This is a genomic window from Campylobacter concisus (assembly GCF_002914005.1).
Taxonomy (GTDB): domain Bacteria; phylum Campylobacterota; class Campylobacteria; order Campylobacterales; family Campylobacteraceae; genus Campylobacter_A; species Campylobacter_A concisus_N.
Genome location: NZ_POZU01000008.1, coordinates 19,772 through 43,781 on the forward strand (window position 1 = coordinate 19,772; position 24,010 = coordinate 43,781).

Below are 24,010 nucleotides of genomic sequence, written 5' to 3' on the forward strand. Positions count from 1 at the left end.
TAGCAAGCTCTGGCGCCACCTGACTAGAGGCTAAGCAAGCTAAAAACTGTATAAATATGCCCTGCATCTGCTTTAGTGCCGCTTAAAGATTGAATTTTAAAAATGATAAAAATTTTGTTGTAACTCTTGACATTACAACTAAAAATTATTATACTTCACTCATCGGTTGTAAATAAAAATATTACAACATAAGGACAAGGAGAACGAAATGAAAAATTATCAAGTTGCAAAGATCGCAAACGAGCCAAGAGCCGAGCTAAAAGAGGCTTTAAATTTAACTGGCTGTGAGGTATCTATAAACGAGCTTCCGGCAAATGTGAGCGTGCCATTTGTCCATGCACATAAGCAAAACGAGGAACTTTACATCATCTTGGAGGGCGATGGCGAGCTTTTCATCGACGGTAAAGTGCTAAAAGTAAGCAAAGGAGACGCGGTGCGCATAGATCCAGAGGGTAAAAGGTGCTTTAAAGCTGGCAAAAACGGCATCAAGATGATTTGCATCCAGACAAAACGCAGCAGCCTAGAGCAATACACCATGAGTGACGGCGTGATAGTTGATGATGTAAAGCCAAGTTGGCTGTAAAATTTAAAAAACAAAATTTAAAGGAGAAGTAATGAAAATAGCAATCATAGGTGCAAACGGCAAAAGCGGTACAAATTTGGTGAACGAGGCTTTAAAGCAAGGCTATGATGTCACAGCGATAGTTAGAAATAAAGAGTATAAAAACGAAAGCGTAAAGGTTATCTATAAAGATATTTTCGAGCTTACAAAGGCTAATCTAGCAGGCTTTGACGCGGTTATCAGCGCATTTGCAGCGTGGAGCGAAGAAACATTTGCGCTTCATAAAAAAGTGGCCACTCACCTAGTAAATTTACTAGAAGGCACTAGCACAAGGCTCATCGTAGTTGGTGGCGCTGGCACGTTATTTGTTGATAGCAAAGGCACTATGGTTATGGATACCCCAGACTTCCCAGCGGCATATATGGGCGTGGCAAAGGCGACTGCGGAGTCTTATTTTGAGCTAAAAGATAGGAGCGATTTACTTTGGACATACGTAAGCCCAGCAGGTGACTACGACGCAAATGGTGCTCGTACTGGCAAATACGTGCTTGGTGGAGATAATCTCATCTTAAACTCAAAAAATGAGAGCTATATAAGCTATGCAGACCTTGCGCTTGCGATCATAGACGAGCTAAAAAACAAAAAATTTATACAAAAACGCTTCACAGCAGTTGGCGAGCGAGCATAAAAATTATAGATTTGACATAGCTGGCACAAAAAGCCAACTTGTCAAATCTAAACTAAAAAATAAACTGCTTTTAGTAAAAATTTAAAGTATAATCAGAGAAAATTTCAAGGACATTTATGCAAGTAGGGATCAAGTTTTCAACCGCGATCCATGTAGTTTTAGCAGCTTGTTTTTTCAAAGACGAGAAAGTCACGAGCGAATTTATAGCAGGCAGTATAAACACAAATCCGGTCATAGTTAGGCGCCTACTTGGTACTCTAAAGGCTGCAGGACTTGTGAATGTTGTAGCTGGAGTTGGTGGTGTAAGTCTTGCGAAAGAGCCAAAAGATATAACCCTCCTTCAAATTTTTAACGCAGTAAATGATAAAGAAAAACTTTTTAAGATCCACTCTGACTCACCTAAAGCCTGCCCGCTCGGTAGCAAGATCGAAGGACTCTTAACCAACTACTTCCTAAAAGCACAAGAAGCTTTAGAAAGTGAACTAAGAAGCATTACTTTACAAGATCTATTAGATGAGCTTATTAATTTATAAAATTTAAAAAGTAGGCAAACTAGGTTATAGAATTAAGAAGTAGGCAGATATATAAAAAACCAATCTATTTTATTTATTAGGAACGCTATGCGCTCCTAACTATTTTTATATATCTTTATGTAAGAATTTTTATAAATTCCTAGATTTTATTACTCTTTACTCTTCTCTTTTTTAGCTTTACTCTTTTTTTCTGTTTTATCTTTTAACTTTTCTTTCTTATCTTTTATCTCTTTTATACTATCATCTTTAGAACTATCTTTTTTCTCTTTTACTTCATCACTCTTTTTACTTGCTTTTTCTTTTATCTCATTTTTTTTAGATTTTATTTTTGATTTTGTGTCATCTATCTTTGTAGTGCCTGATACTGATATATCTGATTTTAAATTTTCAAATGTCTTGTCGCCTATACCATTTACATTTTTTATATCTTCTATTGAGTTAAATTTATTTGCTTTTCTATACTCTATTATTGCATCTGCCTTTGAAGATCCTATACCATCTAAACTCATTAGCTCTTCTTTTGTGGCGGTATTTAAATTTATGGCTGCTAGTAATGTAGAAGCTGCTGCTAATAGTGAGAATATAATCTTTTTCATTTTTGTCCTTTTTGGGTAAATTTGGGTTTGGAGTCTATCATATTTGGTGTTTTTAGTCAACACTCGTATAAAAGCATAAACTAAAAGATATTTATAAATGTAAAGATAAAAAGTCTGATTATTTAAGAATATAAATAAATGTAAGATTTGATATTTTATTATAAATTAAGAAATAAATATTAAAAGATGATTGTTTAGATAAAGAAGATTAAAAATTAACAAAGCCCGCAACGACCTACTTTTCCAACATCCCAGTAAGGGAGAGTATCATCAGCCAGGACGAGCTTAGCTTCTTGGTTCGAGATGGAGCAAGGCGTTTCCTCGTCTGTATAGTCACGGGCAGTGTTAAATAAAAGATACATTAGATAAATCTCTTATTTAACACTACGTGTAAAGTTAAAAGTCATAAACAAAGTTTTATAAAAACATATCTTATTAAGTTTTTATCCTTAACAAGGAAGTGATGCTTATTAAAAGATAAGCAGACGAGCTATTAGTACTGGTCAGCTAAAGGACTTTCATCCATTACACACCCAGCCTATCAAACACATAGTCTATATGAGCTCTTAAAAGAAGATTCATCTTGGAGTTGGCTTCCTGCTTAGATGCTTTCAGCAGTTATCACATCCCAACATAGCTACCGAGCGGTGCTCTTGGCAGAACAACTCGTACACCAGTGGTTGGTTCGACCCGGTCCTCTCGTACTAGGGTCAACTCTCCTCAATCTTCTTACGCCCACGGCAGATAGGGACCGAACTGTCTCACGACGTTCTGAACCCAGCTCGCGTACCGCTTTAAATGGCGAACAGCCATACCCTTGGGACCTGCTCCAGCCCCAGGATGCGATGAGCCGACATCGAGGTGCCAAACCTCCCCGTCGATGTGAGCTCTTGGGGGAGATCAGCCTGTTATCCCCGGGGTACCTTTTATCCTTTGAGCGATGGCCCTTCCACACAGAACCACCGGATCACTAAGACCGACTTTCGTCTCTGCTTGACGTGTATGTCTCGCAGTTAAGCTGGCTTATGCCTTTATACTCTACGAACGATTTCCAACCGTTCTGAGCCAACCTTTGTAAGCCTCCGTTACATTTTGGGAGGCGACCGCCCCAGTCAAACTACCCACCAGACATTGTCCTACTTGAGGATAACTCAAGCTAGTTAGCTATCAGAATAAAAAAGAGTGGTATCTCAACAATGGCTCACCATAAACTGGCGTCTATGGATCAAAGCCTCCCACCTATCCTGCACATTTTTATCCCAATAGCAGTGTCAAGCTGTAGTAAAGGTCCACGGGGTCTTTCCGTCTTGCCGCGGGTAGGAGGAATTTTCACCTCCACTACAATTTCACTGGATCCCTCTTCGAGACAGCTCCCATCTCGTTACGCCATTCATGCAGGTCGATATTTAATCGACAAGGAATTTCGCTACCTTAGGACCGTTATAGTTACGGCCGCCGTTTACTCGGGCTTCGATCAAACGCTTCGCAGAGCTAACGTCATCAATTAACCTTCGAGCACCGGGCAGGCGTCACACCCTATACATCCTCTTACGAGTTAGCAGAGTGCTGTGTTTTTGGTAAACAGTCGGGAGGGACTCTTTGTTGTAACCTTCAATGCTTACGGAGTAAATCCTTCACAAAGTTAGGCACACCTTATACCGAAGATACGGTGCTATTTTGCAGAGTTCCTTGAAGAGAGTTCTTCCACGCGCCTTAGAATACTCATCCCACCCACCTGTGTCGGTTTACGGTACGGGCAACTATAACTAAACTTAGAAACTTTTCTTGGCTCGACAGTATCGGCAATTCGCTATCCATTCCGAAGAACTTCAAACGCCTGTGGGGTCTCGGCTTAAAAAGATCCGGATTTGCCTGGATCTTAACCTACACCTTTCGACTAGCACTACCATCCGCTAGCTTGCTTAACTCTAAGCGTCCTTCCATCGCACATTATAGTTGGCATTGGAATATTAACCAATTTTCCATCGCATACCCCTTTCGGACTTTGCTTAGGACCCGGCTAACCCTACGATGACGAGCATCGCGTAGGAAACCTTGGGTTTACGGCGTTGGGGATTCTCACCCCAATTATCGCTACTCATGCCTGCATGCTCACTTGTATTCGCTCCAGCACTCCTTACCGGTATACCTTCAACGCAAATACAACGCTCTCCTACCACTTAGTAAAACTAAGTCTAAAGCTTCGGTACTCATTTTAGCCCCGTTATATTTTCCGCGCAGAATCACTAGACCAGTGAGCTATTACGCTTTCTTTAAAGGATGGCTGCTTCTAAGCCAACCTCCTGGTTGTTTAAGTAACTCCACATCGTTTTCCACTTAAATGAGATTTAGGGACCTTAGCTGTTAGTCTGGGTTGTTCCCCTCTCGACGACGGATTTTATCACTCGCCGCCTGACTGCCATGATTACACACTAGGTATTCGGAGTTTGATAGGGTTTGGTACATTGGTGTATGCCCTAGCCCATTCAGTGCTCTACCCCCTAGTGTTACTACATGACGCTATACCTAAATATATTTCGGAGAGAACCAGCTATCACGATGTTTGATTGGCCTTTCACCCCTATCCACAAGTCATCCCATAGCTTTTCAACGCTAGCGGGTTCGGTCCTCCACCGGCTCTTACACCGGTTTCAACCTGCTCATGGATAGATCACATCGTTTCGGGTCTGCAACGTCTGACTAAACGCCCTATTAAGACTCGCTTTCGCTACGGCTCCGGGTTTCCTTAACCTTGCCAGACATCACAACTCGCAGGCTCATTATGCAAAAGGCAGTCCATCACCCTGATAAATCATAGGGCTCTGAATGATTGTAAGCAAATGGTTTCAGGTTCTATTTCACTCTGATCACCTCAGTTCTTTTCACCTTTCCCTCACGGTACTTGTGCACTATCGGTCTAGTAGTAGTATTTAGGGTTGGATAGTGGTCTACCCAGCTTCAGACAGAATATCACGTGTTCCGCCCTACTCAGGATACTGCTAAGTAAAACAAAGCTTTCATATACGGGAGTATCACCCTCTATGCTTAATCTTTCCAGATTATTCTATTAGCTAAGTTTAGTCTATATCACAGTCCTACAACCCCGTTAGTAAACTAACGGTTTGCCCTCTTACGCGTTCGCTCGCCGCTACTAGCGTAATCTCTTTTGATTTCTTTTCCTGAGGGTACTAAGATGTTTCAATTCCCCTCGTTCGCTCCATATTAGGTAGTTAAGCTCGCGCTTAACTGGGTTGCCCCATTCAGAAATTCCCGGATCAAAGCCCCTTGACGGCTCCCCGAGACTTATCGCAGCCTGGCACGTCTTTCATCGCCTCTACTAGCCAAGGCATCCACCACTTGCTCTTTGTAGCTTACCTTTTCTATATTAGATTATTCTAATTCGCATCACTTCCTTGTTAAAGATAACTTTATGTTACTATATTTAAATTCTAGCTCTCAAGACGGAAAGCATTGACTACTATTTAGATAAGTTTTAAATCCTAAATAGATTGTGATATCAAACTTTTGCATTAAATGCAAAGAGAATAGAAATTTAAATCTTTAACAAGTCCTGTAAAATTGTTTTTAAAAACTTGCTTGTGACTATTAACAATATTAATTAAAAGAACATTTAGACAAAAGTCTAATTAGAAAGTTTAAATTTTTAAGCTCTCTAATTAGACTTAATATAGTTAAACTATTTTATGGTGGAGAATAGCGGGATCGAACCGCTGACCTCCTGCGTGCAAAGCAGGCGCTCTCCCAGCTGAGCTAATTCCCCAATTAAATTCTCTGGTGGGCCTAACAAGACTTGAACTTGTGACCTCACCCTTATCAGGGGTGCACTCTAACCAGCTGAGCTATAGGCCCCTATAGGTCTATCAATCTTTCAAAACTAAACAAGGATGATTGAGAATATCTTTCTTATAGATATCTTGTGAGAGAATATCTATATGTACTCTAGAAAGGAGGTGATCCAACCGCAGGTTCTCCTACGGTTACCTTGTTACGACTTCACCCCAGTCGCTGATTCCACTGTGGACGGTAACTAATTTAGTATTCCGGCTTCGAGTGAAATCAACTCCCATGGTGTGACGGGCGGTGAGTACAAGACCCGGGAACGTATTCACCGTAGCATGGCTGATCTACGATTACTAGCGATTCCGGCTTCATGGAGTCGAGTTGCAGACTCCAATCCGAACTGGGACATATTTTATAGATTTGCTCCATCTCGCGATATTGCTTCTCATTGTATATGCCATTGTAGCACGTGTGTCGCCCCGGACATAAGGGCCATGATGACTTGACGTCGTCCACACCTTCCTCCTCCTTACGAAGGCAGTCTCATTAGAGTGCTCAGCCGAACTGTTAGCAACTAATGACGTGGGTTGCGCTCGTTGCGGGACTTAACCCAACATCTCACGACACGAGCTGACGACAGCCGTGCAGCACCTGTCTTAACATTTCTGCAAGCAGACACTCTTCTATCTCTAGATGATTTGTTAGATATCAAGTCCGGGTAAGGTTCTTCGCGTATCTTCGAATTAAACCACATGCTCCACCGCTTGTGCGGGTCCCCGTCTATTCCTTTGAGTTTTAATCTTGCGACCGTACTCCCCAGGCGGTATACTTAATCCGTTAGGTGCATTACTGCCAAGACTAGCTTAGCAACAACTAGTATACATCGTTTAGGGCGTGGACTACCAGGGTATCTAATCCTGTTTGCTCCCCACGCTTTCACGCATTAGCGTCAGTTGAGTTCCAGCAGATCGCCTTCGCAATGGGTATTCCTGGTGATCTCTACGGATTTTACCCCTACACCACCAATTCCATCTGCCTCTCCCTCACTCTAGATTACCAGTTTCTCAAGCAGTTCTATGGTTAAGCCATAGGATTTCACAAGAGACTTGATAATCCGCCTACGCGTCCTTTACGCCCAGTGATTCCGAGTAACGCTTGCACCCTCCGTATTACCGCGGCTGCTGGCACGGAGTTAGCCGGTGCTTATTCGTTAGGTACCGTCATTATTCTTCCCTAACAAAAGGAGTTTACGCTCCGAAAAGTGTCATCCTCCACGCGGCGTTGCTGCTTCAGGGTTTCCCCCATTGAGCAATATTCCCTACTGCTGCCTCCCGTAGGAGTCTGGACCGTGTCTCAGTTCCAGTGTGACTGATCATCCTCTCAGACCAGTTATGCGTCATAGCCTTGGTGAGCCATTACCTCACCAACTAGCTGATACAATATAGCCTCATCCTACACCGAAAAACTTTCCCTATCTAACTTATGTAAGACAGGAGTATAGAGTATTAGCAGCCGTTTCCAACTGTTGTCCTCTAGTGTAGGGCAGATTAGCTATACATTACTCACCCGTGCGCCACTAACTCATAAGAGCAAGCTCTTACTTGTCCGTTCGACTTGCATGTATTAGGCACGCCGCCAGCGTTCACTCTGAGCCAGGATCAAACTCTCCATATTAATTACCTAGCAAAATTTATTTTGATAGGATTTTATTATGAAGTTTTTAATCAAAAAAACTTTTAGTTTTATTTATTAGTTTGTCTAATCTATTATTTAATCATAATAGACTGGCTCAATCGATCACTTGTTTAGATTTCAAAGATTGACTAATAGTTTAACAATTGTAAGTTAAAAGAACAACGATAAAAAGAAAAGGCTTTATTAACCAATGAAGTTAAAGGTGGTTTCTTGTTTCGTGAGCTGGAATTATATACGAGTAATACTTAAAGATAGTTGAAATATTTAGGGAATTTTAGAAAAAATTGTTAGGCGCTTAAAAATTTTAAAGTATGTATTTTTATTAGTAGACTTAAGGGTTTAGTTTTTGAAGTATAAATTTGGAGAGTTTTTACTCTCCATCATTTAAACATTGAAATTATGTGAACTTTTACAAAATGTATATTAATAAGCCGCGATAAGCTCTATTTCCACAAGTGCGTCTTTTGGCAAGGTCTTAACAGCTACTGTACTTCTGGCAGGATAAGGCTCTTTAAAAAATTTAGCATACACAGTATTTACTTTAACAAAATCTCCCATATCTGCTAGAAATATTGTGGTCTTTACAGCATTATCAAAAGTAAGCCCTGCCTCAGCCAAGATATTTTTTAAATTTTCAAGCGATTGCTCAGCTTGGGCCTCTACGCTACTACCTGCAAACTCACCCGCTGGTGTGACACCAAGCTGACCTGAGATAAATAAAAATCCATTTGAACTAATAGCTTGAGAATATGGTCCAATCGCTTGTGGAGCATTTTTTGTTGAGATTTGTTTTTTCATATTTTCTCCTTTTGAAATTTTTTAAAATCCTACTATAAATTTTCTAAATTTTTAGTCTCCAAAAGCTATAATGGACAAAATTTCAAAAGGATGAAGATGCAAAATATACTCGCACCAAATGAGTTTTTAGATGATTATGTGCTCGGTGCTGAGTTGGCTAAAAATGCTGGCATCTCATCAAATGCTTATCTTTTTTGGAGAAACGTCATAAGTGCTAAATTTGAAAACTCAAGAATAGTTTTTCTTAGAAAAAATAGCATTCCAGCCAAATTTCAAAACATTGTAAAAACCTGCACACCTTTAAATGGACTTATTCCAACAGGCGTATTTTGCTCTTTTACCTCGCTTGCTCCTTCTCATCTTGTAGCAAAAAATGGCTCTAAGATATACGAGCTCTTTAAATTTTATGAGATTTGCGGTATCAAATTTATAGACTTGAAGAAATTTTATGATGATTTTAATCTTAGCTATTCTTATAGAATTTACATTGAAAAATGCAAATTTTTCTCACCTGCTCCATTTGAAAAACGTATAAAATTAACTGAAACGATGTGTCTTGGATATTACTAAAGTCCGCTAGCTAGCTTGCTAGCGGGATAAATTTATATCTTTTTGTAAGGTGCTTGACCGACTTCATAGAAGTTATTACCCTCGCAGTCAATGGCAACTATTGCTGGGAAATCCTCAACTGTAAGCCTAGCAACTGCCTCTGGTCCTAGTTCTGGATAAGCCAGCACTTCATATTTTTTTATACTTTGGCTAATGAGCGCTCCGATGCCGCCGATAGCAACCATATAAACACAGCATGATTTTTTCATAGCCTCGACTACTGCGTCACTCCTGTAGCCTTTACCGATCATACCATTTATGCCAACTTCATTTATCATAGTTGGGGTATATTTATCCATCCTACCGCTTGTTGTTGGGCCTGCTGCTCCGATAGCTTGATTTGGTTTGGCTGGAGTTGGTCCGACATAGTAGATAGTCTCACCCTTTAGTTCAACTGGTAGCTTCTCGCCGCGCGCCAATGTTTCAGTAAGTGCCTTATGTGCAGCGTCACGAGCTGCTATGATAGTGCCTGATATTAGGACATTATCACCTGCTTTTAGGCTTTTTACCACCTCTTTATCAAATGGTGCTATTATTCTTTTTACTTCTGACATTTTCTCTCCTTAAAGCTCGGCATCTGCGTGGCGCGCAGCGTGGCAGTTGATGTTTATAGCAACAGGAAGACCTGCTATGTGGGTTGGATACCACTCGACATTTACTTTTACGGCAGTAGTATCGCCACCAAGCCCTTGAGGACCAACGCCGGTTTTACAAGCAAGCTCTAGTAGCTCGTCTTCTAATTTGGCATATCTTGGATCAGAATTTTTACTATCGACTGAACGAACTGCCGCCTCTTTTGCTAAAATTGCTGCCTTATCCATCGTACCGCCTATGCCAACACCTATTGTTAGTGGAGGACAGGCGTTTGGTCCAGCATATTTTACAGCTTCTAAAAAGACTTTTTTTACACCCTCTATACCATCAGCTGGCACAAGCATTTTTAAAACTGATTTATTCTCACTACCAAAACCTTTTGGAGCTACTTTTATCTTTAGCTTATCTCCTGGTACGATTCTAGTGTGGATGACGGCTGGAGTGTTATTTGTGGTATTTTTTCTCTCAAAAAGTGGCTCAGCAACGACTGACTTTCTTAAATAGCCTTCAATGTAGCCTTCCGCAATACCCTCATTTATCGCATCTTCAATATATCCACCCTCAATATGCACATCTTGGCCGATCTGCACGAAAACAACAGTCATACCGGTATCTTGGCAGATAGGTGCAACGCCCTCTTCTGCAAGCTTAGCATTTTGTAAAATTTTGCCCAAAATGTCTTTGCCAAGCGACGAGCTTTCGCTACTTTGAGCCTTTGTAAAAGCAGCCTTTAAATCTGGCGTCACGACATAACAGGCCTGTTTGCAAAGCTTAGCAACGACTTCTCTTATATCTTTTACATTTATTATTCTCATCTTTACTCCTCGTAAAAAACAATTTTTAATTATATTAACTATATTTAAAATTTAAGATTAAATTTTACTGCTGGATATCTACTCGAAAAAATTTATATGAGTTTATTTTGTTTGACTACAACTAGAAGACTTGTCTAAAACAAAAATTTAGTGAAATAAGCGATGGTGAAATTGAGTCTAGAGCATCACAATATTGATAGAAATTTACGCAACATGGCTTATTTAAGCCATAAATATATAAATTTAAGATTGAATGCTCTCCTCTTCATTTTTTATCTTTTTTCTAACTTTTACACGTGAGATACTGGCTCCATCCATCTTTCTTACTTCGTAGTAGCAGTTTTCATCCTCGATCTTATCACCTACAACTGGCAAGCGACCGATTAAGTTGAAGACATATCCACCGATTGTAACTTGATCTGTCTCTTCGTCAAAGCTTATACCAAGAACCTCTTCTACGCTCTCTAGATCGTATCTGCCTTGAAATTCGTAAATATTGTCATTTATCTTTTTATAGTGCTGATCAACTTCATCGTGCTCGTCATTAAAATCACCAAGCACCTCTTCCATTATATCTTCCATCGTAAGAAGTCCGGCTGTGCCGCCATACTCATCAACTACGAGCGCAGCTGAAATTTGCTCTTTATTCATCATTACAAGTACTTTTGATATAGAAAGGCTCTCAGGCACGATGACAAATTTACGAACAATTGAGTCAAAACTCTTCTCTTTATCTTTGCTAAAGTGAAGCTGCAAAATATCTCTAATATGTATCATGCCCAAAATGATATCTTTTGAGCCGTCTATATAAGGAAAACGAGTGTATTTTGACTCAAATACGACTTGTAAATTCTCTTCAAAGCTTTTTTGTTTATTTATGCAGATCATATCGCGCCTTGGCGTCATGATCTCTTTTGCGACTGTGTCACTAAAATCAACTGCATTTTTAATGATCTCGGTCTCAAAGCTATCAAGCACACCACCCTTTAAGCTCTCGCCAACGATGATTTTTATCTCTTCTTCAGAGTGCGCTAGTTCATTTTCTTTGGCTGGCTGGATGCCTAAAATTTTAAGTCCAATAGTCGCTAAAATATCAAAAAGCTTAATTACAGGCGAAAATAGCACCCAGAAAAAGTGAAGTGGACGAGCGATTTTCAGGACTGAAATTTCAGCCTTTGCGATAGCAACTGACTTTGGCACAAGCTCACCCATTACAACGTGAAGTAGCGTAATAAGCGTAAATGCGATCGCAAAACCAACCGTATGAACTAAGATATCGCTAAAGTTGAAGAAATTTTTAAGTGGGGCTTCTATAAGTCTTGCAACTGCTGGCTCACCGATCCAACCAAGGGCAAGTGAGCTTAGCGTGATGCCAAGCTGAGTGGCACTAAGATAGGTATCAAGCTTGTTTGACATTTCAAAAGCAAGCTGGGCGTTTGGCTTTTTCTCCTTTATAAGCTCTTCAAGTCTAGACTTGCGAACCTTGACAAGGGAAAATTCTGATAAAACAAAAAATGCGTTTAGTAAAATGAATACAACGGCAAGTATTACCATTAAAAGCGAATTATCGCTACTGGGGTTCAATTATAATCCTTAAGAGTTAAAAATTTTTGCCTGATTATAGCGAATTTATATTTAGCGGTCAAATTAATCGCGCTCAAAAGTAACAACATTTCTTAAATTTAAGATTTATAAAAAGTTCTTAAATCATATTTTGATAACATTATTTTCATCACTAAATTTATGGATTTTACAATGAGCAAAAAGAATTTTTCATCGCGTTGGGCATTTATATTGGCCTGTGTTGGATCAGCAGTTGGCATGGCAAATGTCTGGGGCTTTCCTTATAAACTTGGCACAAATGGCGGTGCGGCGTTTTTACTCATCTATGTTTTTTTCATAGCTCTTTTTTCATACGTTGGTCTAAGTGCAGAGTATGCGATTGGCAGACGTGCAAAAACTGGTACGCTTGGATCATATAAATATGCTTGGCAAAGTAGAAATTTAGGCGTATTTGGCAGTATTATTGGCTGGCTTCCGCTTGCTGGCTCACTTTGTATAGCTATTGGCTACGCAGTCATCATCGCCTACGTACTAAAAGCCCTTACTCAGGCGCTTACTGGCTCATTTATGAACGTTGATACGAATGTTTGGTTTAACTCATTTGCACTTCAAGATTACTCAGTCTTGCCTTATCATTTTATCATCGTTGTTGGCACGCTTCTTACGCTATTTTTTGGAGCAAAAAGCATCGAAAAAACAAATCAAATAATGATGCCACTGTTTTTCGTATTGTTTAGCATTTTGGCTATAAATGTCGCGATGCTACCAAATGCATTTGATGGGTATAAATTCCTTTTTATCCCTGACTTTAGTAAGCTTGCAGACCCAATGGTATGGGTTTCTGCGATGGGTCAAGCCTTTTTCTCGCTCTCTATCACAGGATCTGGCATGATAGTTTATGGAGCTTACCTTTCAAAAGACGAAGATATCGTTGAAAGTGCTAAAACTACGGCCTTTTTTGATACTATCGCAGCTCTTGTGGCCGCTCTTGTTATGATTCCAGCGGTCTTTGCCTATGCTATGGATCCAGCCGAAGGTCCAAAGCTACTTTTTGTAACGCTTCCAAAAATTTTACAAAATATGATCGGCGGACAAATTTTTGCCATTATTTTATTTACAGCTGTTATCTTTGGTGGCATCACCTCGCTTCAAAACATGTTTGAAGTAGTCGCCGAGTCACTAATGCATAAATTTCCGTTTCTTAATAGATTTTGGACACTCACGCTACTTTGTGCAGTTTGCTTTGGCATAGGAGCATTTATGGAGCTTATTAGCAGTTGGGGACCTTGGATGGACTTTGTGTCGATCTATATTATTCCAATCGGCGCGGTAATCGGTGCTATTTCTTGGTTTTGGATTATTAAAAAAGATGAAATTTTAGACGAGATAAATTCTGGAGCAAATAAGTCTTATGGTAATTTCTGGTATTTTGTAGGCAAATTTATCTATGTTCCGCTAACATTTTTACTTTGTATCATAGCCGTAAGTAAGGGAATTTCTTTTTAAATTTAGCTCACTAAAAATGAGCTAAATTTAAAAATTTTTGAAGTTATCTTAGTTTTTTTGTGCCGATGTAAGTAGCAAAAATTTCTTGCGAGCCATCTTTTTTAAATAGTATCACATCGTATTGCTCAGCTTTGCTGCCTTGCTCCATACCTTGGCTCTCCATCGGCATACCAGGTACTGCGATACCAACTACGTCTTTTGGCTTAAGCTCTAGTAGACGTTTTACCTCATCGGCTGGAACGTGACCTTCTATGATATATCCATCGATGATTGCTGTATGGCAGCTTGAAAGCTCTAGTGGCACATTAAATTCTTTCTTAACTTTAGCTATATCATCTACTTTTATGACCTCTTCGCTAAATCCAGCCTTTTGCATCGCCTCACCCCAGCTAGTACAACATCCACAAGTTGGGCTTTTATAGACCTTCATATCAGCCGCGAACGCAAATGTTGCAAAAAAGCCAAGAGCCAAAAATGCTAATTTCTTCATCATTTTCCTTTACGTAAAATTTGCAAAATGATATAGCTCGCATTTAAATTTTATATAAATGCTTAATATTGCTTGCTATAATTCGCCAAAATTTACAAAAGGCACTTTATGTTTTCATCATTTTTTAAAGATAAAAAATGGGCACTCTGGGCTTATGGCGGAGCAATATTTATCATCTTACTTCTTGTTTATCAAACACACCTAAATGTCCGTATAAACGAGTGGTATAAAAATTTCTACGACATCGTGCAAAACTCAAAAGATCATGACGTAAGTGAGTTTTGGCGAGAAATTTTTAACTTTATAAAAATCGCTATGCCTTACGTCGTGACTTACACCGTGATCTCGTTTTTTGCTAGCCACTGGGTCTTTCGCTGGAGAGAGGCGATGACATTTAGATATCTAAAATTTTGGCAAAACTGCAAAAGTGATATCGAAGGCAGTTCACAGCGTATCCAAGAAGATGTCTACCGCTTTGCCAAAATAATGGAAAGCCTTGGCGTGCAAGTTTTAAGGGCGATCATGACGCTAATTGCCTTTATACCAGTGCTTTGGGAGCTAAGTAAGAGTGTGAGTTTGCCCTACATCAAAGATATCGAGGGCTCGCTTGTTTATATTGCTTTAATAATTAGCATCGGTGGCCTGATTATTTCGTGGTTTGTGGGCATTAAACTCCCGCATATCGAGTATAACAACCAAAAAGCAGAAGCGGCATTTAGAAAAGAGCTGGTTTACGGTGAGGATGATAAGTCTAAATTTTGCCAACCAAACGTCATGCTAGAGCTTTTTACAGGAGTGAAGCTAAACTACTACAAGCTCTTTTTGCACTACGGCTACTTCAACCTTTGGCTCATCTCTTTTTCGCAAATTCTTGTCATCGTGCCTTATGTCATCATGGGAAATGGCCTATTTAGCGGCGTTATAACGCTTGGTGTGCTTATACAAGCTAGCAATGCTTTTTCTCAAGTTAGAGAGAGTTTTAGCGTCTTTATCGACAACTGGACGACAATAACAGAGCTAAGATCTGTAAATAAACGTTTGAGAGAATTTGAGAGAAATATAAACTATAAGGCATAGGCGTAAATTTACGTACCAAATAAACTCTAGTAAATTTTAAAATTTCATGAGCGAGTAATTTCGGCTCTAAAATTTGAGCTAAGCTATAAGCGAAGCCAAGAGAAAAACGAAACAAGACAAGTAAATTCTCTCTGATTTTATGGAAGTATCATACAAATTTTAGTAGTCAATTCTTGCGAGTGAATGAGATTTTAAAATTTGCAAAATAGCTTTATTAAATTCGTAAATTTCTTTTTATTTAAAAGGGAGACAAGGGGACTTGAATTACGAAGCCATCCCCTTATCCCCCTTTTTAATCCCCTAAACCCCTCGCACGTTAGGAGTGGCATGCAATCGTGCTGGCGCACTGCATGCGTTTTATTTTAGAAAATTTCTGACAAATTTTAAAATTTGTAAGCCGTTTCAGCTCCAAAAATTAAATTTCCCCCTCGTTTAACAATGCATATCTAACTCAGGCTATAATACGCAAATTTTAGTCCAAAAAGGATAAAAATGAAAAAATTTCTACTTACATTGTTAGCAACTAGTTTGCTCTTCACTGGCTGCTCAAGCGTTACAAAAGCAGGCGTTGTTGGTGCTGATCGTAAGCAATTTATGTTAGTCTCATCAGAAGCTATGGAGCAAAGCTCAGCCCAAGCATACGTAAAGACGCTAACAGCTGCTAGAAGTAAAGGCGAGCTAAACGTCGATCCGATCCTCACAAAAAGAGTTCAAGAGATCGCAAAAAGGCTGATCGCACAAACTGGCGTTTTCAGAGAGGACGCTCTAAAATGGAAGTGGCAAGTAAATGTCATAAACGAAGATACTCTAAATGCTTGGTGTATGCCAGGAGGCAGGATCGTCGTTTATAGCGGCATCATTAAGAGACTAAATTTGACAGATGCACAGCTAGCAGCGGTCATGGGTCACGAGATCGCTCACGCACTTAGAGAGCACAGCAGAGAGCAAGCCAGCACCGACCAGCTCAAAAACATCGGCATTTTCGCTGTCGCAACCGCCACAGGTCTTGGAGACCTTGGAGCGAGTGCACTAAATTTAGCCAGTCAATACACCATCTCGCTGCCATTTTCTCGCTCACATGAGACCGAGGCTGATCACATCGGCACTGAGTTAATGGCAAGAGCCGGATACGATCCAAAAGAAGCGGTCGAAGTCTGGGTAAAAATGAGTAAGATGAGTGGCGGAAAGGTGCCTGAAATTTTAAGCACACACCCATCAAACGAGAGCAGGATCAAGGATCTAAAAGAGATCGCAGCAAAGCTTGAGCCGATCTATCAAGCAGCCAAAAAAGGCTAGGCTTCAAAAAATTTGAGCGATCTTGAAATGGTTGCTCAAATTTATAACTAGTACATTTTAAAAAACTACGACTGCTGATATTCGGCTAGTTAGCGAGAGCCCTGGGTTAAAGCTCACAACAACTCTTGCTCAATCTTTGTCTATAAAGAAAATGGTGAAATTTTAGGCTGGCGTTTTGCTTAGTGATTTTAATCCCAAGATCGCTTACGATATAAGCGCATAGATAAGCATATATGTCGCTAAAAAGGCTCTTGACATTGGCATTGGTAAGCAGCTTTTAAGTCAAAGTCTAGATCAGGCAAAGAGGCTAAATTTAAAAAACATCATCGCACTAATCTTTAGCAAAAAAAGCAAGCCTTGGGCTGTTTTTAAAATTTGGCTTTGAAAAATGGGGTGAACTGCCGGGCGTTTGCCTGATAGATGGCGAGTATAAAGATGTCGTTATCTTGGGGCTAAAGCTCTAAAAGCCAAGCATTAAGCAAATAAAGATATAATTCCACTTCTTCATGGGTAGATGTCCGAGCGGTTTAAGGAGCACGCCTGGAACGCGTGTGTGGGGCAACTCACCGAGAGTTCGAATCTCTCTCTACCCGCCATTAAATAGCGTCTACAGCTCTTAAAATTTGACCCTCACTTTACCTTTAATTGTTAAAATAACAAGCAAACTATTTATTAAAATAGCAAAAATAGGAGGTGTTTTATGGATGAAGTAAAGTTAAAAATAAAAGAGATAGCCACTAATATAGAAAAATTAGCGGCTAGTATAACGACAGAGGAAGCGACAAAAAATGCTTTTATAATGCCGTTTATTAGGGCTTTAGGTTACGACGTTTTCAACCCATTAGAAGTAATGCCAGAATACACACAAGATATTGGCACAAAGCAAGGCGAGCGTATAGACTATGCTATTTTTCAAAACAACGAGCCAGTGCTATTAATTGAGTGTAAAAAGATAGGGGCGGAGCTTAACGCCAAAAACGAGTCACAGCTACTTAGATACTTTAATGTCAGCAAGGCTAAATTTGCGATTTTGACAAATGGTCGTGATTATAAATTTTATACCGACTTAGAAGAAAAAAATATAATGGACACAACGCCATTTTTAAGCTTTGATGTGACGAAAATAAAAGATACACAAGTGCTTGAGCTTGAGAAATTTCATAAAAAGAATTTTGACTTAGAAAATATTTTTAATACAGCAAACAACCTAAAATATACTAACGAACTAGACAAAATCGTAGCGGCAGAGATTGAAAACCCTAGTCGTGAATTTACAGCGTTCTTTTTTAAGAAAATAAGCGATCAGGTAGCTACCGAAAAAAGAATAGACCAAATTACACCATTATTAAAAGCGGTTTTTGCTCAACGCATAAATGATATGGTAAGGGATAGACTGACGTCAGCATTAGATAAAGAAACAAAGAAAGAAGCCGAGCCTTTGCCATCTCAAGAAGACGAAAACAAGATCGTAACCACGCAAGAGGAGTTAGACGCTTTTTACATTGTTAGGGCGATATTGGCAGCGGTTACAAACGTAGAGAATATAACACATAGAGACGCTCAGTCTTACTTTGCAATATTTTTTAATGATAATAACCGAAAGCCAATATGTAGACTATATTTCACTGACAATAAAAAACAAATAGGCATAATGGATAGCGAAAAAAACGAAACAAGATTTCAGCTTGATAGGATCGAGGATATTTATGCCTATTCTGAAAAATTGTGTGAGGTAGCTAAATTTTACGCTGCTCAAAATTAACACCAAAACTATCTTGGCGGAGCTTTTGCTCTACCAAGATAAATTCACTCTCACACATTTTAAGCCTATATAAAGCTAATTAATCCGAAACGACTAAAAATTTAAACCTAAAGTGCTGAAATCTCCTAAATTTAATGCAAATTTATTAAACCCAAAAAGAGACAAAATGATCGAACATTTACTACTATTTTTTGCACTGTTAGCTATCATCATCGCCTTGGTGATGGTCTCAAACCGCCTAAAGATCGCCTATCCTGCGCTATTAGTCCTTGGCGGACTAGCCATTAGTTTTGTGCCAAATTTACCAAGCATCAAGATCGATCCTGAGCTTATCTTCATCATATTTTTACCGCCGCTTCTTTACGAGGCTGCGTGGGCAAACTCGCTAAAAGAGCTCTTTAAATGGCGCCGAATGATCAGCAGTTTTGCCTTTATCGTGATTTTTATAAGCGCAGCAACAGTCGCAGTGATAGCAAATTTAGTCGTCCCTGGCTTCTCGCTCGCCCTTGGCTTCATGCTAGGAGGCATCGTCTCGCCACCAGATGCGGTGAGTACGGCAGCTATCCTTAAATTTGTCAAAGCCCCACGCAGGATCAGCGCCATTTTGGAGGGCGAGAGCCTTTTAAATGATGCCTCTTTGCTCATCATCTTTCGCTTCGCCACAATTGCGGTCACGACTGGGCAGTTTATCTGGTATGAGGCGGCTGTTAGCTTTGTTTGGATGGTGGTTGACGGCGTTTTAGCTGGTTTTTTTGGTGGCATTTGCGGCTTATTTTTTACATAAAATTTTGCCAACTGACGAAAACAGCGACACGATCATGACGATTACAACGCCTTATATCATGTATATTTTGGCTGAGGAGCTTGGCGCTAGCGGCGTTTTGGCGGTGGTTTGTGGCGGACTTTATCTCTCAACTAAGAAAAATGAAATTTTTACCGCTGCAACAAGGATCCACACAGTGCCCGTTTGGAGCAACTTCATCTTTTTACTAAATGGCCTTGCCTTTACCATGATCGGCCTTGACCTACCTAAAATTTAACAGGACTTAAACGCAGTGGTGTTTCACTCTTTGAGGCCATCTCTTACGGTATTTTAGTAACTGCTGTGCTCATTGTTATCCGAGTTATGGCATCTTATAGCGCCGTTTATATCACGATGTTTATGAAGCGCTTTATCAGCGTGGCGGACGATCGCAACCCAGGAAAGGCGACACCATTTATCGTCGGCTGGGCTGGCATGAGAGGCGTAGTCTCGCTAGCTGCGGCGCTTTCTATCCCTGCCATGGCTGGGGGGGGTGAGCCATTTCCGTACAGAGACCTCATCTTGTTTATAACGTTTGTCGTGATCTTACTAAGGCTCGTAGTTCAGAGCTTAAGCTTGCCACTACTCATCAAAAATACGAAATTTCCAGACTTTGACGACCACATGCCAAATGAGCTTGCAAGGATCAAGATTAAAAAGGTACTTGCCCAGGCTTCGCTTAAATTTAAAAAAGAGAAATTTGTGGGCGATGAGCATTTTTTATTTCAAAAGCTTGAAGAGATTTGGAATTTCGAGCTTGAGAGTGAAAATTTTGAGATCAGCGACGAGACAAGACAGAGGTATTTTAAAATTTTAGAGGAACAAAGAAAGGCGCTTTGTGAGCTAAACAAAGACCCAAAGATCGACGAATAGGTCATTAGGACATTTTTATATCACATCGACCTTGAAGAGCAGAAGTGGCAGCCGCATAGCGAGCACTAAAATTTTCTTCCGACATTGCAACTTACCGCACCACAAAATCTCTTGCCAAATTTCGCCTCGATTATAAGAACTAGCACGAAAAATATCTTTTCATCATTCATTCGTGCGATCTGGCGTAGAGTTTGGCTAGAGTCATTAAATTTAACCCCATTTTTGCGTAAAGTTTCGCAAAAAATAGCCTCGTCAAAGCCCAGCATTTGCGAAATTTTAGTTATGCTGTATGGCTCTAGTGAGGCGATGATGCGGTCCATGTTGCAAATGCTTGGATTTTTACTGCGTGTTAGCACATCCATTGTTTCATTTATTAGTTTTACTAGCTTCTTTCTGCGATTTATAACATGAAGTGTTGCAGCAAGCAATATTAAAAAACCTGCGATTTTATGGGCATTTAATAGATACTCGTTATATTCGCCAAGTGCAAAATTTACACCAGAAAATGCGAGCATACAAAGCCCCAAAATAAGAACTAAAACAAGACAGAATTTATAAATAACCTCTACTTTAAACATGACACTCATCCTAAAATATATTTTTCTAATTATACACTTTAGGAGTTGAAATTTATCACCAGCTTATTTAGCTGGTGATTTAATTAGATTAAAAATTGTAGTTAAAGCTGAGATTAAAGGTGCGTGGATCGCCATAAACCATCATATTTTTGCCGATACCCTCGTAGTATTTTTTGTTAAAGAGATTATCGATATTTAGCTGCACGTCAAAGTTTTTAGCAAATTTATAACCAAGCATTAAATTAGCCAAAGTGTAGCCTTTTTGTGTGATTTCATCTGCGCCTTTGCCATTATAAATTTTGCTCTTATATATAGCTCCAGCCCCTACTCTAAAGTCTCTAAATTCATACTTTGCAAATAAATTTGCCGTGCTTCTTGATGAGTCAGTGGCGTATTTCTCGCCATTAGCATCTTTTGCGTTAAAGTGCGTTGCGCCAAAGCTTAGGCTTAAGTTTTTAGTGATCTCGCCATTTAGATCTAGCTCGACACCCTTGCTTGTCACACCCTTGCCAGATTCATATATTTTGGCATTTGTCGCTGGATTTATCTTGCCAGTATCTATACCAAGCTTGTCTTGCACGATCTTAAAGACGCCAAGACTTGCTTGAAGTGCCCCATCAAAATACTCACCTTTGATGCCCACTTCGTAGTCTTTGCCTTGGATCGGATCAAGATATTTGTCGTTTGCATCCTTTACGCTTTGAGGTTTAAATATACTCGTATAGCTGGCGTATAGAGTGTGATTTGCTCCGATGTCGTAAGTGACGCCAAGATATGGTGTGATCTCATTTGTGAAATTTCTATTGTCTTTGCCACCCTCGATCTCGTATTTGTAGTAGCTCACCCTGGCACCTAGCAAAAATTTAAGCTCATCGGTGATTGATAGTTTATTTGCCGCGTAAAATGCCTTTTGTATCGTTTTGTCTTTATTGTTTTGATCTTCGTAAGGGAGTTTTGGATCATCAAGGTGTAAGTTTTTAAAGTCTATCCTACTTCTTGCCGTATAAGCAATCCCAGCTGGTGTGGTCTTTTGTAGCCAGTAGCTACTTACCTTATCGCTACTTTTTTTATAGTTGTTATACATCGCGCCAAAGACAAACTCATGGGATAAATTTGCTATCTCGTAAGGGATATTTGCGTATGCATCTACGTTGTGGATGTTCTCCTCTCTTTTGTTTGCATAAGCGCTAAGACCACCTATGTTGCCAGTACCGTCTAAATTTACTTCTCCTAGGCTACCTCTTCCGCCGTAATAAAGTAAATTTGAATCAGTATTTGCGCGCCTAAATGAGTAGCTTAAATTTAAGCTCGCTTCATTTTCAAAATAGTGCTTAAAATCAGCATAAAAATCAAGCGTCTTTATATCCCACCTAGTCCAAGGCTGAGAGAAAATTTCATTTTTACTAAAATTTGTCCTAGAGCCATCTGTGTAAAATGCCGGCATGCCGCCCCACCTACCGCCACGTCGTCTTAGCTCTTGATAAAACGCACCAAGGCTAAGCCATGAGTTATCGCCTATGTCGCTATCGACTACGCCGTAAATCGCGCTATTTTTGCGGTTGTAATAATCCATATAAGAGTGCGACTTCTCATGCATAAAAGATAGCCTTGCTCTAACGCTTCCGCTCTCATTTACTGGCGTTTGCACATCGCCATTTACGCCGTATCTATCGTATGAGCCAGCACTTACGCCAAAATTTCCTTTTAGCTCCTTTGAGTCTGCTCTTTTTCTTATGAAATTTAAGCTTGCAGCTGGGTTGCCAGCGCCTGCAAGTAGGCCATTTGCCCCTTTTACCACCTCAACTCTTTCATAAGGCAGCAAGCTCATATCATTTGCGCCAAGGCTTAAACCGCCAAAGCTAGGCATCGAATCAAGCAAGTAATAATCTATCTTAAGGCCACGAGCTGTCGGATATACGCGCTCGTCCCATTTGTTTAGCGTGACGCCTGGGATATTTCTAAGAAGCACTTGATAGTCCTTGATGCCTTGATCTTTTAGTCTTGCTTCTGTTAGCACGGTTAGCGACTGAGGCGTCTGACGAGAGGTTAAATTTAGCCTTGTTGTGCTCTTTACAAGCTCTTTTGCAAAGTAGTTTGTGTCATCTCTTCGCTCACTTTCTACGACATCGATTGCCTCTAAAAATTTTATCGCTTTGGCTAGCAAAAATTTGAGGTTGTATCAAATTTAATGCAACCAAACTAATTAAAAATTTTTTTCATTTTTTCTCCTTTTAAAATTTCTTTTAATCCACAAATAAAGCCCTGAGATACTTAAAATAAGCGGTGAAACACCAACCAAAAACCAGATAAATTTTGTGATTTGGTTGTAGTTACCAAAGTGCGATTTTCTAAATGCTGAGAGAATTTCTTCGCTTAGATTTGCATTTTTTATGTCCAAAATACTTACTAATTCGCCGTTATTTTTATCGTAAGTTAATATGCTTGAATATTCGTTATGCAAGAAATTTTGATCTTTTACATAGCCAAAAAGGCGTATGTTTGCTCCTTGCATAAAAGGCAGTGAGATGAAGTGTGGCTCAAAGCCAACAAGATCATTTTTTGAGCGGGCTACCAGCTCGTCAAGAGATAGGTTTTTATTATAAATTTTTGCATCTATCACGAAGTCATTTTTAAACTCTGGCATGCGTGCCATCTGAAATTCCCACCAGAAACCACTTATGCAAATGAGTAGTAAAATAGGCGTAGAAAAAATTCCTATCATTTTATGAATGTCACTCATAAAAACATTTAGCCTATTTACACGAAGCCTAAGTAGTGTCAGCCAAAATTTTCTATAAATCACAAAGCCGCTTATGCAGATAAAAAACGTGAAAATAGCGGTTAAAGTAAGGATAATGTGACCGCTCTTTTCTAGAAATAGCGACTCATGAAGCTCGGTTAAAACTCCAAAAAATCCCTCATCATGTGCGAGTGGCTCGCTCTTTATCTTACCGCCAAAAGCGTAAAAATAGATAAATTTCCACTCTTTTTGGCTGTCATTGTGCTCGATCAACCAAATTTTGTCGCATTTTTTATGGTCGGCATCAATATTTATGCAGACCATTTCATAATTATTTAGCTCTTTGGCAAGGAGCTCTTTTATCTTTTCAAGGCTTATTCTTTGGGTTTTTAGATTAGCATTTACAAGCTCTGGAATAAAAATATTATTTATCTCATTTTTATAAACCAAAAAATAGCACCGCTAAAACAAACTACTGCAAGTGGAATAAAAAATAAAAGAGATAAATAAGTGTGCAATTTATAAAAAAAATTTTTAATTTAGAAATTTCACTTTGTTTTAAAGCCTTTTGATGGTAGGTTTTGATAATGGCTCGCAATCTTACTCAAAATTTACTTTGATAATATTTAAAA

The 24,010-nt window shown here is 39.5% G+C and carries 20 protein-coding genes, 3 tRNA genes and 3 rRNA genes; 12 read left to right on the forward strand and 14 right to left on the reverse strand.

Annotation, left to right across the window (positions count from 1 at the left end):
* The first annotated feature begins 208 nt into the window (after positions 1-208).
* The 3 genes from CYP54_RS00665 to CYP54_RS00675 all read left to right on the forward strand — a co-directional run bounded on the left by CYP54_RS00665 (position 209) and on the right by CYP54_RS00675 (position 1,783).
* Positions 209-583 carry a cupin domain-containing protein gene (locus tag CYP54_RS00665; protein ID WP_103603797.1) on the forward strand — a complete coding sequence of 125 codons (375 nt, stop codon included), beginning with the start codon at positions 209-211 and terminating at the stop codon, positions 581-583.
* A 31-nt stretch (positions 584-614) separates the two neighbouring features.
* Positions 615-1,250 (forward strand): NAD(P)-dependent oxidoreductase, encoded by a 636-nt coding sequence (locus CYP54_RS00670; RefSeq protein WP_087584603.1) that lies wholly within the window; start codon positions 615-617, stop codon positions 1,248-1,250.
* 116 nt (positions 1,251-1,366) lie between these two features.
* The gene (locus CYP54_RS00675; RefSeq protein WP_103603798.1) at positions 1,367-1,783 is read left to right on the forward strand and encodes an Rrf2 family transcriptional regulator; all 417 of its coding nucleotides are present in this window, start codon (positions 1,367-1,369) and stop codon (positions 1,781-1,783) included.
* Between the two features lie 149 nt (positions 1,784-1,932).
* Here the strand turns inward: CYP54_RS00675 and CYP54_RS10240 are convergent, their stop codons facing one another.
* The 7 genes from CYP54_RS10240 to CYP54_RS00710 all read right to left on the reverse strand — a co-directional run bounded on the left by CYP54_RS10240 (position 1,933) and on the right by CYP54_RS00710 (position 8,673).
* A complete protein-coding gene (locus CYP54_RS10240; RefSeq protein WP_103603799.1) occupies positions 1,933-2,379 on the reverse strand; it encodes a ComEA family DNA-binding protein in 447 nt (148 codons plus the stop codon).
* A 222-nt stretch (positions 2,380-2,601) separates the two neighbouring features.
* A 5S ribosomal RNA gene (gene rrf / locus CYP54_RS00685) occupies positions 2,602-2,720 on the reverse strand.
* Positions 2,721-2,852: 132 nt separating this feature from the next.
* Positions 2,853-5,756 (reverse strand): 23S ribosomal RNA (locus CYP54_RS00690).
* Positions 5,757-6,084: 328 nt separating this feature from the next.
* Positions 6,085-6,160: transfer RNA gene (locus CYP54_RS00695), tRNA-Ala, on the reverse strand.
* A 12-nt stretch (positions 6,161-6,172) separates the two neighbouring features.
* Positions 6,173-6,249 (reverse strand) — tRNA-Ile (locus tag CYP54_RS00700).
* 94 nt (positions 6,250-6,343) lie between these two features.
* Positions 6,344-7,854, reverse strand: a 16S ribosomal RNA gene (locus tag CYP54_RS00705).
* Together the 16S, 23S and 5S rRNA genes with 2 tRNA genes alongside form the textbook arrangement of a ribosomal RNA operon.
* A gap of 444 nt (positions 7,855-8,298) precedes the next feature.
* A complete protein-coding gene (locus CYP54_RS00710) occupies positions 8,299-8,673 on the reverse strand; it encodes a RidA family protein (RefSeq protein ID WP_103603800.1) in 375 nt (124 codons plus the stop codon).
* Between the two features lie 96 nt (positions 8,674-8,769).
* Between CYP54_RS00710 and cheQ the strand changes: the two genes are divergently transcribed.
* Positions 8,770-9,243 (forward strand): cheVAW transcriptional regulator CheQ, encoded by a 474-nt coding sequence (gene cheQ, locus CYP54_RS00715; protein ID WP_103603801.1) that lies wholly within the window; start codon positions 8,770-8,772, stop codon positions 9,241-9,243.
* 32 nt (positions 9,244-9,275) lie between these two features.
* Here cheQ and CYP54_RS00720 read toward each other — a convergent pair whose 3' ends face one another.
* The 3 genes from CYP54_RS00720 to CYP54_RS00730 form a co-directional block, all read right to left on the reverse strand.
* Complete coding sequence (locus CYP54_RS00720; protein WP_103603802.1) at positions 9,276-9,836, reverse strand: Fe-S-containing hydro-lyase; 561 nt, start codon at positions 9,834-9,836, stop codon at positions 9,276-9,278.
* A 9-nt stretch (positions 9,837-9,845) separates the two neighbouring features.
* The gene (locus tag CYP54_RS00725; RefSeq protein WP_103603803.1) at positions 9,846-10,691 is read right to left on the reverse strand and encodes a fumarate hydratase; all 846 of its coding nucleotides are present in this window, start codon (positions 10,689-10,691) and stop codon (positions 9,846-9,848) included.
* A 243-nt stretch (positions 10,692-10,934) separates the two neighbouring features.
* Positions 10,935-12,245 (reverse strand): hemolysin family protein, encoded by a 1,311-nt coding sequence (locus CYP54_RS00730; RefSeq protein ID WP_258033574.1) that lies wholly within the window; start codon positions 12,243-12,245, stop codon positions 10,935-10,937.
* Positions 12,246-12,446: 201 nt separating this feature from the next.
* Between CYP54_RS00730 and CYP54_RS00735 the strand changes: the two genes are divergently transcribed.
* Complete coding sequence (locus CYP54_RS00735) at positions 12,447-13,760, forward strand: sodium-dependent transporter (RefSeq protein WP_103603805.1); 1,314 nt, start codon at positions 12,447-12,449, stop codon at positions 13,758-13,760.
* A gap of 43 nt (positions 13,761-13,803) precedes the next feature.
* On the opposite strand, the gene CYP54_RS00740 is transcribed toward CYP54_RS00735, so the two are convergent.
* Positions 13,804-14,250: a DUF411 domain-containing protein gene (locus CYP54_RS00740; protein ID WP_087577987.1), complete on the reverse strand. Its 447-nt coding sequence runs from the start codon at positions 14,248-14,250 to the stop codon at positions 13,804-13,806.
* A 108-nt stretch (positions 14,251-14,358) separates the two neighbouring features.
* On the opposite strand from CYP54_RS00740, the gene CYP54_RS00745 reads away from it, so the two are divergent.
* The 7 genes from CYP54_RS00745 (at position 14,359) to CYP54_RS10030 (ending at position 20,060) form a co-directional block, all read left to right on the forward strand.
* Complete coding sequence (locus CYP54_RS00745; RefSeq protein ID WP_103582375.1) at positions 14,359-15,327, forward strand: putative transporter; 969 nt, start codon at positions 14,359-14,361, stop codon at positions 15,325-15,327.
* Positions 15,328-15,819: 492 nt separating this feature from the next.
* Entirely contained in the window at positions 15,820-16,623 is an 804-nt protein-coding gene (locus CYP54_RS00750; protein ID WP_103603806.1) for a M48 family metallopeptidase, read from the forward strand.
* A 508-nt stretch (positions 16,624-17,131) separates the two neighbouring features.
* Positions 17,132-17,219, forward strand: a tRNA-Ser gene (locus tag CYP54_RS00760).
* Positions 17,220-17,323: 104 nt separating this feature from the next.
* Positions 17,324-18,385 (forward strand): type I restriction endonuclease, encoded by a 1,062-nt coding sequence (locus CYP54_RS00765; RefSeq protein ID WP_103603807.1) that lies wholly within the window; start codon positions 17,324-17,326, stop codon positions 18,383-18,385.
* A 166-nt stretch (positions 18,386-18,551) separates the two neighbouring features.
* Complete coding sequence (locus CYP54_RS10020) at positions 18,552-19,169, forward strand: cation:proton antiporter domain-containing protein (protein ID WP_258033567.1); 618 nt, start codon at positions 18,552-18,554, stop codon at positions 19,167-19,169.
* A complete protein-coding gene (locus CYP54_RS10025; RefSeq protein ID WP_258033568.1) occupies positions 19,141-19,425 on the forward strand; it encodes a cation:proton antiporter domain-containing protein in 285 nt (94 codons plus the stop codon). The genes CYP54_RS10020 and CYP54_RS10025 overlap by 29 nt, the downstream gene beginning before the upstream one ends.
* A 65-nt stretch (positions 19,426-19,490) precedes the next feature.
* A complete protein-coding gene (locus CYP54_RS10030) occupies positions 19,491-20,060 on the forward strand; it encodes a cation:proton antiporter (protein ID WP_258033569.1) in 570 nt (189 codons plus the stop codon).
* A 65-nt stretch (positions 20,061-20,125) separates the two neighbouring features.
* Here CYP54_RS10030 and CYP54_RS00775 read toward each other — a convergent pair whose 3' ends face one another.
* The 3 genes from CYP54_RS00775 to CYP54_RS00785 form a co-directional block, all read right to left on the reverse strand.
* On the reverse strand, positions 20,126-20,638 hold the full coding sequence (locus CYP54_RS00775) for a chemotaxis protein (RefSeq protein WP_103603808.1): 513 nt from the start codon (positions 20,636-20,638) through the stop codon (positions 20,126-20,128).
* 88 nt (positions 20,639-20,726) lie between these two features.
* Complete coding sequence (locus CYP54_RS00780) at positions 20,727-22,802, reverse strand: TonB-dependent siderophore receptor (RefSeq protein WP_103603809.1); 2,076 nt, start codon at positions 22,800-22,802, stop codon at positions 20,727-20,729.
* A 39-nt stretch (positions 22,803-22,841) separates the two neighbouring features.
* The gene (locus CYP54_RS00785; protein ID WP_258033570.1) at positions 22,842-23,828 is read right to left on the reverse strand and encodes a PepSY-associated TM helix domain-containing protein; all 987 of its coding nucleotides are present in this window, start codon (positions 23,826-23,828) and stop codon (positions 22,842-22,844) included.
* Positions 23,829-24,010 lie beyond the last annotated feature (182 nt).